Annotated in this window: 11 protein-coding genes; 3 read left to right on the top strand and 8 right to left on the bottom strand. The window is 62.2% G+C overall.

From position 1 onward, the window contains the following. Positions 1-411: 411 nt before the first annotated feature. The 3 genes from QAZ47_RS30065 to QAZ47_RS30055 all read right to left on the bottom strand — a co-directional run bounded on the left by QAZ47_RS30065 (position 412) and on the right by QAZ47_RS30055 (position 2724). Positions 412-747, bottom strand: coding sequence for a hypothetical protein (locus QAZ47_RS30065; RefSeq protein WP_278231799.1), 336 nt, complete (start codon positions 745-747; stop codon positions 412-414). Positions 748-783: 36 nt separating this feature from the next. After that, positions 784-1650 (bottom strand): oxidoreductase, encoded by an 867-nt coding sequence (locus QAZ47_RS30060; RefSeq protein WP_278231798.1) that lies wholly within the window; start codon positions 1648-1650, stop codon positions 784-786. A 165-nt stretch (positions 1651-1815) separates the two neighbouring features. Continuing rightward, positions 1816-2724: a LysR family transcriptional regulator gene (locus tag QAZ47_RS30055; protein ID WP_278231797.1), complete on the bottom strand. Its 909-nt coding sequence runs from the start codon at positions 2722-2724 to the stop codon at positions 1816-1818. A gap of 110 nt (positions 2725-2834) precedes the next feature. Between QAZ47_RS30055 and QAZ47_RS30050 the strand changes: the two genes are divergently transcribed. Continuing rightward, positions 2835-3314: a cupin domain-containing protein gene (locus tag QAZ47_RS30050; RefSeq protein ID WP_278231796.1), complete on the top strand. Its 480-nt coding sequence runs from the start codon at positions 2835-2837 to the stop codon at positions 3312-3314. A gap of 500 nt (positions 3315-3814) precedes the next feature. Here QAZ47_RS30050 and QAZ47_RS30045 read toward each other — a convergent pair whose 3' ends face one another. The 3 genes from QAZ47_RS30045 to QAZ47_RS30035 all read right to left on the bottom strand — a co-directional run bounded on the left by QAZ47_RS30045 (position 3815) and on the right by QAZ47_RS30035 (position 8137). Next, entirely contained in the window at positions 3815-6118 is a 2304-nt protein-coding gene (locus QAZ47_RS30045) for an AGE family epimerase/isomerase (RefSeq protein WP_278231795.1), read from the bottom strand. Between the two features lie 26 nt (positions 6119-6144). Next, the gene (locus QAZ47_RS30040) at positions 6145-7665 is read right to left on the bottom strand and encodes a phosphomannomutase/phosphoglucomutase (protein ID WP_278231794.1); all 1521 of its coding nucleotides are present in this window, start codon (positions 7663-7665) and stop codon (positions 6145-6147) included. 193 nt (positions 7666-7858) lie between these two features. Further along, entirely contained in the window at positions 7859-8137 is a 279-nt protein-coding gene (locus QAZ47_RS30035; RefSeq protein WP_278231793.1) for a hypothetical protein, read from the bottom strand. Between the two features lie 241 nt (positions 8138-8378). Here QAZ47_RS30035 and QAZ47_RS30030 point away from each other — a divergent pair, with 241 nt between their 5' ends. Beyond that, on the top strand, positions 8379-10205 hold the full coding sequence (locus QAZ47_RS30030) for a GNVR domain-containing protein (protein WP_278231792.1): 1827 nt from the start codon (positions 8379-8381) through the stop codon (positions 10203-10205). Between the two features lie 173 nt (positions 10206-10378). After that, positions 10379-11179, top strand: coding sequence for a sugar transferase (locus tag QAZ47_RS30025; RefSeq protein ID WP_278231791.1), 801 nt, complete (start codon positions 10379-10381; stop codon positions 11177-11179). A 16-nt stretch (positions 11180-11195) separates the two neighbouring features. Here the strand turns inward: QAZ47_RS30025 and QAZ47_RS30020 are convergent, their stop codons facing one another. Beyond that, positions 11196-11426 (bottom strand): hypothetical protein, encoded by a 231-nt coding sequence (locus QAZ47_RS30020; protein WP_278204546.1) that lies wholly within the window; start codon positions 11424-11426, stop codon positions 11196-11198. Between the two features lie 399 nt (positions 11427-11825). Continuing rightward, positions 11826-13148 (bottom strand): polysaccharide biosynthesis/export family protein, encoded by a 1323-nt coding sequence (locus QAZ47_RS30015; RefSeq protein WP_278204545.1) that lies wholly within the window; start codon positions 13146-13148, stop codon positions 11826-11828. Between the last annotated feature and the right edge of the window lies 1 nt (position 13149).

Raw genomic sequence — 13149 nt, 5'->3', positions numbered from 1 at the left:
GTCGAATCATGAGTGGCATCCTGCTGCAACCTTCCGGCCGAATCGGCGAGCGACGACATCTATGTCCGTCGTTACTCCTACCTTGAAGAAACCGATGTTGTGGCGCAAGACGCCATCGTTCCGAGTTGGACCGTTGCGCTGGGCACGATATCGACAGCATGTCCTCCGAGCCTGCCATGACCGTTGATTTTGCAACGAAAAAATTGCCGTGGTTGGAGCGGGGAGGGCGCTGTTCGAGGCGGCTTGGGCGTGCTGTCGAATGCCGCCAAATCAAAAAATCGCCCGATCGACCCCGATAGAACTGAAGTAGTGTCGGTAGCGATGAAATAGTAATTTCATGCAATTCTGCAGAAACGCACCTATTCTTCGAAAACCTTTAGCATATTCCCGTGTGGAAGATGCGCCTGGCGGTCAAATAGATCCTGCCCATTTGATTGCGATCCGACCGGTCAGTCGCATGAAATCGCCTTTCGCCGATGTTACCGCGGTGTATGCCTGACCGGAGGTGAGATCAAGAACGTGTACGATGGTGCTTCCGATATGCTCTTGCCATGAAAGAAACACCACGTCCTTGCGAACCGCGATCGCCTCATACTCGACGGTGTCGGAGAAACCGGCATTGTCGCCCGCGATGATTTCCACGGTCAGCTCGCGTTCGGAGTGAATGGTGATCCGCGCTGTGAAGGTGGCGAAGGTGATCTTGAGCGCTTGGCCGACTGGAATTGCTGATGTGGATCGTAGAGCCATCTCGGACACCCCAAGCGACGGCCCGCGGCTGGGTGCTTAACCGGACAGGTTCGCGCGCGGGAAATCGACCGACGTGCTCACATGCGCCCAAGCGTCGAGCTCCCTCGCTTCGGCATCGAGCGCCGCCCGGATGTGGTCGATCGCGATCTGTCCCAACGGCAGCCGCAAGGGCGGATTCTCGGCTTCGACGACCTCGATGATGACTTGCGCTGCGCGAGCAGGATCGCCCGGCTGTTTGCCGTCCATTTGCTTTAGCGTCTGCCGCACCCGGCCGACGCTGGCTTCGTAGTCGCCCATCGGGCGCGACCATTTAGCGGACTCGCCGCTGAGAAATCGTGTGCGGAACGGAGCCGGCTCGACGATGGTCACCTTGATCCCGAGGTGAGCCACCTCGCCGGCGAGCGCTTCCGAGAAGCCCTCGACTGCGAATTTGGCGGCGGAATAGAAAGCACCGCCCGGCAAGGGCTCGACGCCGTTGAGCGACGACATCTGCACGAAGTGGCCTGAGCGCTGCCGGCGCAGATGCGGAAGCGCCGCGCGCGTGACATTCACGACGCCGAAGAAATCGACCTCGACCTGTTGCCGGAGTTCTTCTTCTGTCAGTTCTTCGATGGCGCCGACATGACCGTATCCGGCATTGTTGAAAATCACGTCGAGCCGGCCGAAATGCGCGACGGCCTCGTCAACTATTTCCTTTGCCGCCGTCGCACTGGTGACGTCCAATGGCAGCGTCAGTGCCCGATCGCCGCCTCGGCCGGCAAAACCGCGTATCGCATCGACGTGCCGGGCGGTGGCTACCAGCCGGTCGCCGCGGTCGAGGACGGCTTCGCTCACAGCCCGGCCAAAACCGCTGGAGGCTCCGGTCACAAACCAGACACGCTGCTTCCGATGTTGATCGACCATGTTCGGCACCTCCGTTTCAGAACGCGAGTAACAGGCAGTCCCGCGATATTTGCCCCTCAACGGGAACGGGACAGCACCGATCTCGTTCCGCATTGCAGCGGGGTGGCAAGCGAATGGGAATGAGAGCAATATCGGCGGCGCTATAAGTCTGCGGATCGGCCGCCCTCAAAGACCGTCGTCCCAATAGGGCGTTCGGCCGAAGCATCGCGCCAGGTGATCGACGAAGGCGCGCACCTTCATCGACATCAGCCTGTTGCCGGGATAGACGGCATAAATCGTGCTCGCGGGCAGTTTCCAGGCATCGAGCACGCGCCGCAACGCGCCGGTCCGCAACGGTTCACCTGCCGCCCAGGTCGGCAGCACGGCAATGCCGACGCCTTGAAGCACCGCCGCGCGCAGCGTCTCGGCGCTGCTGCTGCGGAGATTGCCGCTGACAGCCACCCGCACCTCGCCGCGTTTGCCGACAAGGCGCCATTCGTCGCCCCAGGGCAAGAGACCGGTGCAGAGGCAATTGTGCTTGGCAAGATCGTTCGGCTCGCGCGGTGCCCCATGCTCCTCGAGATAGGCGGGCGCCGCGCAGGCGACGAGCCTTGATGGCGCGAGCTTGCGCACGACAAGGGGCGAATCCTCCAGCACGCCGATACGGATCGCCAGATCGAGCCCCTTGTCGATGAGATTCACATAGGCCGGACTCAAGCTGATATCGACGGAAAGTTCTGGATAGCGCTTGAGGAACGCCGGGACGGCTGGCGCCACATGCATCCAGCCGAAGCTGTCGGGCGCCGAGATGCGCAGCGTGCCGCGCGGCTCGCGTTGCAGCGCGGTCGCCGCTTGCTCCGCGGCCTCGGCTTCGGCGAGAATCCGCGCGCAGTGACGATAGTAGGCCGCGCCCGCTTCGGTCATCGAGAGACGGCGCGTGGTGCGGTTGAGCAGGCGGATGCCCAGGCGTTGTTCGAGCCGTTGCACGTTGGCGCTCACCGCGGACTTGGAGATTTTGAGATGCCGCGCCGCCGCCGAGAAGCTGCCGCTGTCCACGACGCGAGTGAATGCAGCGATGCCTTCTAGCGGGTCCATCGGCAGATTGTCCTGAATTCAGGAAAGCGTGTCCATACAATTCCGGCTAATCGCCAGACCGCAAAGGGCCTATCTCTCGCCCGGTTACGTGAAACATGAAGGGATCGACGATGGATGCCAAAGCTGCAACAGCCGAACCGTTCGTTCGCCAGCCGTCCGCCGGTTCGACGCTCAACGTGCTGGGCGTCACCCATATCTACAAAGCCACAGGCGCCGAAACCGCGGGTTCCTTCTCGCTTTGGGAAGACGTGGTTCCGCCGGGTGCGGGTGCGCCGCCCCATACACATGAGCGCGAGGATGAGGCCTTCTACGTCCTGAGCGGCGAAATTCAGATCGAATTCGAAGGCGAGCCCGCGCCGCGCCGCGTTGGACCCGGCGGTTTCTTCTACGGCGCGCGCCATAGGCGCCATGGCTACCGCAATGTCGGCGACCAGCCGGCGCGCTTGCTGGTTCTGTGCACGCCGAGCCGTGGGCTGGACCAGATGTTTGCCGAACTCGAGGCCGCGACCGTCTCCGGCAAGCCGGACATGGCGAAGCTCGCGGCCATCACCGCCAAATACGGCGTCACCCTCGACCAGCCGGCGGCGTGAGCTGAGTTGCAGTCTTATTCGCCGTGGATTGCGTCGCCCGGCGCGCTTCGACAGGCAGACCGACGTCCCTCGAGGTGAAGGGGTTGTTGGCCGGGCGGCCCAGCAGACGCGGGTATGACTTGGAGTGGCCGCTGGGCCTGACCGGCGTCTTGGCGGGCCCGCCGGCTGAGAGGGGAGCTTAGTCATTTTCCTGTAGTTGCTAATTCAGCAAAAAGGGGATGCTCCGGAAGCGTTAGTTCTGGAAAGTGCGTAGTAGCTTTCCGCTGAGATCTACATAAAAACAAATACTTGGAGCGCGTCGACGCTCTGTCGAAAGCTGAACCGGCCCGGCTGTGAGGAAGGGTGTCAACGAGCGGTTCGTTGGTGTCTCGAGGCGGCTGAGCAGCGGCGATGGTCGCGGCGTTGGAGCAACGGGTCGCCCGGACGGATGGCATCGCTCGGCACCCGTTTCGCGACGAATGCGAGACGATAGCCGTCACGACTGTGACTGACTGATCGGCTCAGGCGTAAGCGCGTCTGACGGTCGACTTGCCCGTTTCCGAAACGGGCGGCCGGAACGGCTCGACCTGCCCTCCGGTCTTGTCCAGATACTGCATCAACGCGGTCACCAGATGATAGAAGATGCTTGCAGGCACTTCGGTCGCCACTGATCGCCCGCGCTCGTCGATCCTGTCGATCCACAGGCCGAGCGGTGCCGGATCGATATGCCACCGGAAGAGGCGGGCGACGCGGGCTTCGATCTCGGGTTTCAGGTCGGGCCCGCCAATGCCGTCCAGGGCGGCCGCCGCCTTGACCGCCTCGCATTGCGGCCAGCTTCGGGAGATGCGGTCGAGGGGAATCCCGTTCCGCGATACGGCCGCATAGGCCAGCCCCGTCGCCCTGTTCAACCCGCTGGCGACCGCCGACGAATAGAGTTTTCTCGCATAGGCCACCAGATCCTTCTGCCCGCTTGCCCGGGAGAAGTCGACGAGGAGGGAAGCCCATTCGAAATGGTGCCCCGGTTCGGTCCATTGTCCGTCGGGGCCTGGCGATGGCAACCAATCGGCGTCGAAACGCTCCCCGAGCGTCCAGCTCTCCTGGTCGAAGAAATGGCACCGGAAGAGATCGATGACACGCGCTGCCCGACGCAGATATGCGCGGTCGCCGGTGACGTCATGCCAGGCAAGGAAGGATTCCAACATGTGCATGTGCGGGTTCGAGAACCGCATGCCGTTCCAACCCGGGCTCTCGAGGAAACCATTCAGGCTGTGATCCTCGAGATGGGCGTCGATGAATTGGAACGTTTCCTGGGCAAGCCGCAAGGCGTCCCGATGGCCGCACCGGTGCGCATGGGCAAGCGCGAGCAGCACGCAGGAATGGTCGTAGGCGTCCTCCGCCGGGTCGGCCACGCTGCCGTTGGGTTGAAGGGTCCGCACCCATCCGCCGCGGTCGGTTCGACCGTTCCTGGCGATGAAGTCGATGCCGTGGTCGATCAGCCTGTCGGCCGGTCCGGTCCAGCCGCGTTCCTTGGCGACCGCGAAAGCGTATATCTGGCGCGCCATCGTTCGCATGCGCTTGGGTTTGCCCAACGGCCTTGCATCGAAGCCGAGGGCCTCATGGAAGCCGCCATGGACATCGTCGACACCCGAGGCGGACCATAGCGGCAAGGTCTCGTCGAAGAGCCAGTGCTCGACCCGCTTGCGCCACGATCCGCTGAGGACGACGCGGTCTTCCGACGCCGTGAACTTCGTCTCGAGACGTCCGCCCTTCTCCAGCTGTTCGACGACCTTTTTGACGTTCTGGCTATGGCTGACCGGGGCGACGAATACGGCGTCGGGCGTTGCCACCACCGCCACGTCCTTCATCCCGATGACGGTCAGCAATCTGCCCTGGCTGCGAAGGTAGGAGCCGTCGCAGTCCATGGCGACGACGTCGCCCATCACGACGTTGCCGTTGGGGTCGGTCGGGCTCGCTTCGAGCAGCGACTGCCACGATCCAAGGTCGTTCCAGCGGAAGGAAGCCGTGACCATCGCGATGCCGCGCGCATGTTCCATCACCGCGTAATCGATCGATATCGAGGGGACGGCGGAGTAGAAGCTTTGCGGCAGATAGATGCCGCCGACGTCGGTCCGCGCGGCCCGATAGGCCCGCTCGACGGTTTCCCAGATGTCAGGCTGGAATTCGAGGAAGGCCTGCCGCATCGTCTCGGCGCGGAACAGGAAGATGCCGGCATTCCAGTAGAATCTTCCCGAAGAGACGTACTGGCGGGCTGTCTCGGCATCCGGCTTTTCGACAAAGCGCGAGACTGCCGCAACTGCGTCGCCCTTTGCCGTGGCGACCTCGGTGTAGCCGTATCCGGTTTCGGGGTGGGTCGGCTTGATGCCGAACACGACGATGTTTCCTGAACTGGCGGCGGCGCTGCCCGCCTCGACGGTTTGCCAGAATTGCGCCTCTGTCGATATCTCATGGTCGGAGGGGACCACGAGCACGAGCGCGTCGCCGCCATGTTCGGAAATCGTCTGCAGGGTGGCCACGGCGACGGCGGCGGCGGTATTGCGGCCGACGGGCTCGAAAATCGGCCTGCCGCCATTCAGGCCGAGCGGGCAGATGTCCGAAACAAGACGGTCGGCATGCCGTTCGGACGCTATCAGGTAGATGGGGGTCTCGCCGTCCGGCCGCGCTTTCAAGCGCCGTACGGTCTTGGCAAGCATCGAACCGTCGCCCGAAAGGTCGTGGAACTGCTTGGGGTTGTCCTCGCGCGAGAGGGGCCACAGCCGCGAGCCCACGCCCCCGCTCATGACGAAACTTACGATCCGGTCCGGCATGTTGAGTTCCCCTCAGCCTATTCCTCTCAGAACGTCTGGTTGTAAGCTCCGACTTCCGGATTGCGGCGCAGAACCGCATCGAGAGCCTGGAACATCTCGCGACGTCGCTCCGGCGAGACGGGGCTTTCCACCACCACGACGATTTCCGGCTTGTTCGATGAGGCCCTGACCAGACCCCACGTGCCGTCCTGGGCGACTACACGCACCCCGTTCACGGTGACCAGATCGGCCAGTGGCTGGCCGGCGAACTCGATCCCGTCGCCCTTCATTTTCGTGAATGCCTTCACGACCTTCTCGACCACGCCGTATTTCTCCTCGTCGGGGCAATGGGGCGACATCGTCGGGGTGCCGAAGGTCAGCGGCAGGTCGCGATAGAGGTCCGCCAATGTCCTGGCCGGGCTGCGGTCGAGCATCTCGCAGACGGCGATTGCCGTCACGAGCCCGTCGTCGTAGCCGCGCCCGATCGGCGGGTTGAAGAAGAAATGCCCCGACTTTTCGAAGCCGGCGATAGCGTTGAGCTCGGCAACGCGCCGCTTGATGTAGGAATGCCCGGTCTTCCAGTAATCCGTGATCGCCCCGTTTTGGGCGAGGATGGGATCCGTCGCGAACAGCCCCGTCGACTTCACGTCCGCGACGAATACGGACTTCGGGTGCAGGCTGGAAATGTCCCGCGCCAGCATGACGCCGACCTTGTCGGCAAAAATCTCGTGGCCCTCGTTGTCGACCACGCCGCAGCGATCCCCGTCGCCGTCGAAGCCGAGCCCGACATCGGCGCCCGTCTCCAGAACCTTGTCCCGGATCGCATGCAGCATCTTCATGTCTTCGGGATTGGGATTGTAGCGCGGAAAGGTGTGGTCGAGCTCGATGTCCAGCGGGATTACCTCGCAGCCGATGCGTTCCAGCGCCTGCGGCGCGAAAGCGCCGGCGGTGCCATTGCCGCAGGCGGCCACCACCTTCAGCTTCCTGCCGATTGTCTTTCCCGCGGTCAGGTCCTCGATGTATCGCTCGCGAAATCCGGCGACGAATTCGTAGCTTCCTCCGCCCACGAGATCGAAGTCGCCGTCCAGCACGAGCGCTTTCAAGGCCGACATCTCCTCGGGGCCGAAAGTCAGCGGCCTTTGCGCTCCCATCTTCACGCCGGTCCAGCCGTTTTCGTTGTGCGAGGCCGTCACCATCGCCACCGACGGAGCGTCGAGCGCGAACTGGGCGAAGTAGGCCATGGGAGAAAGCGCCAGGCCGACGTCCTTGACGCGCGCGCCGGCCGCCATCAGGCCGCTGACCAGCGCCATCTTGATGGCCGTGGAATAGCTGCGGAAGTCGTGGCCGGTGATGATCTCTGGGCGCATGCCCATTCGGCGTATCAAAGTGCCGAGCCCCATGCCGAGCGCCTGCACGCCCAGCAGGTTGAGTTCGGGCTCCTTGTCGGAACCTGGGTGCCCGAACCACCAACGCGCGTCATATTCTCGAAAGCCAGTGGCCTTGATGAGAGCACTGGTTTCGAAGGCGAATGTGTTCGGCCTGGCCTGGCCGACAATGTTCAGGCTCACGGCTTCTGCTCCGCAATTTGCGGGCCAGTCCTAGCACGAGGTCGGGCGCGAGCCGCGTCATGAATTCGGATAGCTCCGCTCGCCGGTCCGCACCCCCTCATCCGTTAGGAGCATGCCGGCCAACGGCCGAAAGGATATCTCGTCCAGCCCTCGGGGATTCCTATCCTGACGGGTGCGCGTCCTGTCGCGGATCTCACGAAGAGTGGCCTGCAAAATGCCGCTGATCGCGTTGCACGAGACCATCGACCAAAGGCGTTTCGGGCGCCTGGCTCGCCTTCTCGAAGGGATTCGAGCGGAAATCGAGTGCGAGTCCGCGCAACTCCGCCAGTCCGGAGACAGGATGGAGCAATGCGCCGCGTTCTCCTTGGAGGCGATGGAGAACGGCGAGGACGCCAAACGCCTGTCCGCGAAGGTCGATGCCCTGACCAGGGATATGGCGATAAATCGTGGGCGACAGGTGCTGCTGGAACATCAGGTCTCAATTGTGGAGAGCGCCAGAGCGGGGCTGTCGCGCCTTCTCTCTTCCCATAGGGCGTAAGCCCATACGCCAATTGGCGGCGTTTACCTTCCGGAAGCTGGAGGTAGTCTTTTTGCGGCAGTCTGGGATCTCGGGGCCTCAGCCTTCAATGAAAATACCAGTCGGAAACCATGGATCGCCTGCTTCCGAACGGCGCATGCGCGCAATTGTGGCATGCGCGTGCAGGAGGGATTGAATGGACCGTGTGTTCCCCCATAGATGGCCGGCGGCAGCGGATCAGCTGGCATCCGGCGGTCAGGAGTTCATCGGTCTTTCCGACATAACCGGATTTTTCAAGCGCTATATCGCAACGATCATCGCGGCATTGGCCGCGGCATTCCTGGTCGCCGCGTTCTACAATTCGACCACTGACTCGGTCTACACCGCGAGCACACAGATCCTGATCGAGCCGAGGCTGCCGCAGCATCTCCAGGACGGCGGCGAAGTAACCCTGTCCCTGGACACCGCCCAGATTGAAAGCCAGATCGCGGTGATGCAGTCGGAAAAGATCGCGGCAATGGTTCTCGGTCAGCTGAAACTCGCCGACGATCCCAAGTTTAACCAACCACAGGCACCGTCGCTGCGGGACAGATTCAAAAAGATAGGAACGATCGTCATTCAAGCTTTCGGACTGAAAGATAGCGCACTCTTTAGCAAGGTTCGCAAGCATGTCGGTCTGGACGTTGCTGAAACGCCTGCGACGCTCTCCGAATATGAACGGGGCCGGCGCGCGATGTCGATCTTTCGCGACGGCCTCGATGTCCGCAGGGTTGGTGTTTCCTATGCGATAGACATATCCTTCACCGCTCTTGATCCCGAGGCCGCGGCCAGTATCGCCAACGCGACGGCCGACGCCTTCGTGCGGGAGCAGATCGACACCAAGGCGGAAGCTGCAAAAGAAGGTGGCGCGTGGCTGGAGACACGCCTTGAGCAGCTTCGCACCCAGATGAACAAGGCCATGGCGAAGGCGCAGGAGTTCCGTTCACGGCACGACTACAGCGTCAGCGGCGAGGGGGGAGACGGGACGAATTCTGAGCCAACGCTTGAAGAGCTCGAAACGACCGCCGAAACCTACCAGAAGATGTACGAGAGCTTTCTGCAGGCCTACACCAATTCGGTGAGCCAGCAATCATATCCTGTTGCCGATGCGAGGGTGATCACGGCCGCCACGGCGCCGCTCTCTCCCAGCGCTCCCCGGCCGAAGCTCATCCTGGCTTTCGCCGCTGTTGCCGGGCTCATCCTCGGGATCGGCCTGTCGTTTGTACGGCATACGTTCGACTGGACCATAAAGTCGCCGCGACTTATTCGCGACAACCTGGGCATCGAATGCGTCGGGGAGCTGCCGCACATTGGCAAGGGAAGGGAGACCGGTCGCGTCGACGAAGTGCTGAGACGTCCGCACTCCCGCTACAGCCACAGCCTCCGGAAGGCGCGAACCGAAATCAGCCTTTCGGAAACCGATCATCCGATAAAATTCCTTGGATTGACCGCTGCATCCGACGACAGCGCGAAGAGTTCGGTCATCAGCAACCTTGCCACGCTTTATTCGATGTCCGGCCTGAAGACGCTGGTCATCGATGCCGACGTCCGGCAGCCGACCTTGACGATGCGGCTGCTCGGCCCGTTGCGCGGGCTCGACAGGCCGTGCCATGATCTGGTCCGGCTCAACATCATAAGCACTCCGGGGCGACCGTTCGATTTGCTCCCCAGTTCGGTGGTCAAGACCAAGAACTTGTTGGTGCCGGACAACATGGAGGCCTTTCTCTCGGATCTGGCAGCCTGCGACCTTGCGGCCTACGCCTACGATATCGTGATCCTGGACCTGCCGACGCTTGCCTCGGGGCCTGACATGCTGAAGGTCGGGTCGATCCTGGACGGTGTCGTCATGGTCGCCGAGTGGGGCAAGACACACCTCGAAACGCTGCGCGGTCTCACCAGAACGCTGCAGACAAGCCGGACTCCCATCCTCGGCGTGCTCCTGACGAGAGTCAGGGCGATGACGTCCGCGAACCGCAAAGCATGAGAGCGGGTCGCTCGATATTTCCTCCTGTTGAGGCGGCAAAGCATGCAGTGGGATCATTCCTTGGGATTAGAGGGTATAGCCCCGGAGCACCCCGCTACCTCCTTTGCCTTCCTTGCTCGGCGGCACTGGTCTTGGAAGAGTGACGAGAGCAAGTTCGAACTGGCGACCGCCCTATGACAACAAACGCCTTCGAGAAGCAGTCTCGCCAGAGACCTCTGATCTGGGTTGAGCCATTTCTTCCCGTGGAGACCGATAGCCGGCCGGCGGTCGTGCATGTCGTTTCCGCGCCCGATCCCAACAATGCCGGGGCAGTTTGGACCGACCTGTCGCCTTCGCTCAGGGCTGGAACGACGAACCCGCCCCTGGGAGGTCTGTTGAAGCGGATCATGGATCTGGTCATAGCCACCTCGGCACTCATCGTTGCCGCGCCCCTGATGATCGTCGTCGTCCTGCTGATAAAGGTGACCGCGGGAGGTCCGGCGGTGTTCTCGCACAGCCGCGTGGGCTTCGGCGGGAAGCCGTTCAAGTGCTACAAGTTCCGTTCGATGGTCACGAATTCGGAAGAAGTGCTCAAGGCATATCTCGAAGCCAATCCCGATGCCGGCATCGAGTGGGAGGAGACGCACAAGATCAGGGACGATCCCCGCGTGACGCCGCTCGGCTGGATGCTCCGCAAATCGAGCCTCGACGAACTGCCCCAGCTCTTCAACATCATCCGCGGCGATATGAGCTGCGTGGGTCCGAGGCCCATCGTCAACGACGAACTCAAGCGCTACGGCGATCATGTCGGGGAGTACCTTCGCACCAGGCCCGGGCTTACTGGCCTCTGGCAGGTCAGCGGCAGAAGCAGCGTGGACTACCCTAGCCGCGTGGCGCTTGACAGCCAGTATGTCCGGAACTGGTCGATCTGGCTCGATCTTGCGATATTGGTCAGAACCATTTTCGCGGTGATGCGTTTCGACAGGGCGTCCTGAAACCGCCGCCGGGCAATCAGCCCTCGTTCCGCTTCCAGTGCACGGACAGAGACAGCCCGACGATGTAGGCGCAGGCCAATGCGAACGCCAGAATGAGGAATTTGGCAACCGTCACATAGCCGGGCAAACCAAGGCCATTCCAGGCAAAGCTCCCAATTATCAGAAGCGCGGTCGCAGCGATCAAGGCAGGAGCCTTGAATCGCAGTCCGATCAGAATGCCTGACGCAAATACGGCGACTACACTCATCAGCACCGACGTCTCCAATTGTGGTACCCCCAGGTACCGATCGACCGCAGTTGGGAGGAATCAACATGCAATTGGTGCAGAAGCGATCGAAGCACAGATATGCGGCCTAAAAATACATGGCAAGCGCCGAGGCCGGATGATGCCCTGGCATCGGGTACTTGTCTGCACCTTTTTTGGTGGTGTCGGGCTGAGGCGGCTCATTCCGAGGCTGTGGCACCCTTGGCTTTGCGACGGAGACGACCGCGAGCTCAAGGTGCGCAGCGGCTCTGGGAAAACGACATGCGTTGATACAAAAGCGCGTCGCGTGAATCCGTTTCAGCGCGACGCGCTTCAGTGACGGTCGATCAAGCGGCCAAGGGACAGCGGCCTGCCGTTCTCGCCGACATCGTTTCCTGGGTGTCAGTTGGTGCCTTGTATCGGCAGCGTCTCCGCCTGCATGCCACCGGCTGCCGCGGGCAGGGCTGCCACGCCCGACTCCGGTCGGGGAATTTCGATCTTGACGGTATCGCCGGGCTCGACCAGCGTCGTTTCGTCAGCCGAGCGTTCTTCGGACCCGCTGGCCGTCGTCCTGACGATCTTGAAGATGGGCTTGGTCTTTTCGGAGCGGTCCCTCAGGGCGAGCAGAGCAGGCGCGGTGACCTCGGTTTCGTGCAGCAGCTGGACCGCGGTGTCGGCTTTGCTGGTAATTTCATTGAGTTGCTGCTGCGTCTCGCGCAGGGCCGCTGCGATCTCGTTTGCGTTTTGATTGCCGAGGTTGAGGATCTCGATGTCGGTCTTGCTTATATCCTGGCGCACCCGCAGGATCGAGGTCTCGGCCACCAGTTTGTCGCTCTGCATCTGGGCAAGCGTACCCTCCAGCGATAGTTCGCGCGGTGCAACCGCCAGCCCTTTCTGTACCAGAGTCGAGACGCCGGCGAGTTCCTTCTGGATGAGTTCGATCTGCTTGTCGCGGAAGGTCATCTGCTGCCCGAGCGAATCCAGTTCCTTTTCCAGAAATTCTTTCAGTTCGTTCAGCGAGCGGAGTTGCGTGGTCATCGCATCTTTGCGGACGGCGAAGATTTTGCGCTCCTGCTCCATCGCTATCGCGACCGTCGGGTTCGAAGCCCTCACTTTCAGCTCCGGCGGGAAAGAGATGTCGTCACTGCCAGCCTGTTCGGACTCCAGCCGTGCCTTGCGTGCGAGCAGGCTTACGCTGGACTGCGCCAGCAATTCCACGTCGCCTTGGCCCGTGATAACTTCACGCTCGAGCCTCGGGAGATCTTCGTCGCGTGTCCGCAAGCCGCCGGCGATACCCATCGCCTGCAATACCGTGAGGCCGGGTCTGTAGGGAAACTCGCCGGGCTGCGCGACGTTGCCGACGATGTAGAACGGCCTGTACTGAGCGATCTCGACGGCGACATCCGGCGGCCGGCCAAGGCCCATCTGCTGCGTCAGACGGCTGCCGATCGCGCGGGCAAGGTCGCCAGGGGCTGTTCCCTGTGCGCGTATCTGGCCGACGAACGGCAGAAAGAGCGTGCCGTCGGCGCCGACGGTAAAGTCGTCGTTGAGCGCGGTCCATTCGAAGAACACGTCGCGCGATGCGCGCCATTCGTAGACCTTGAGCCTGACTTTGTCTTGCGGCCCGAGGAGATACTCGTCGGCCATCGTCGGCAGGGTCCAGGCGGTCATTGTCGCCAATGAAGCCGCTGCCGTCACCACCCATTTGCGCATGGTCTTGCCCACC

This window comes from Mesorhizobium sp. WSM4904 (genome assembly GCF_029674545.1).
Taxonomy (GTDB): Bacteria; Pseudomonadota; Alphaproteobacteria; order Rhizobiales; family Rhizobiaceae; genus Mesorhizobium.
The sequence above is the reverse complement of the archived record's forward strand: the minus strand, read 5'-3'. Positions and strand labels throughout refer to the sequence as shown.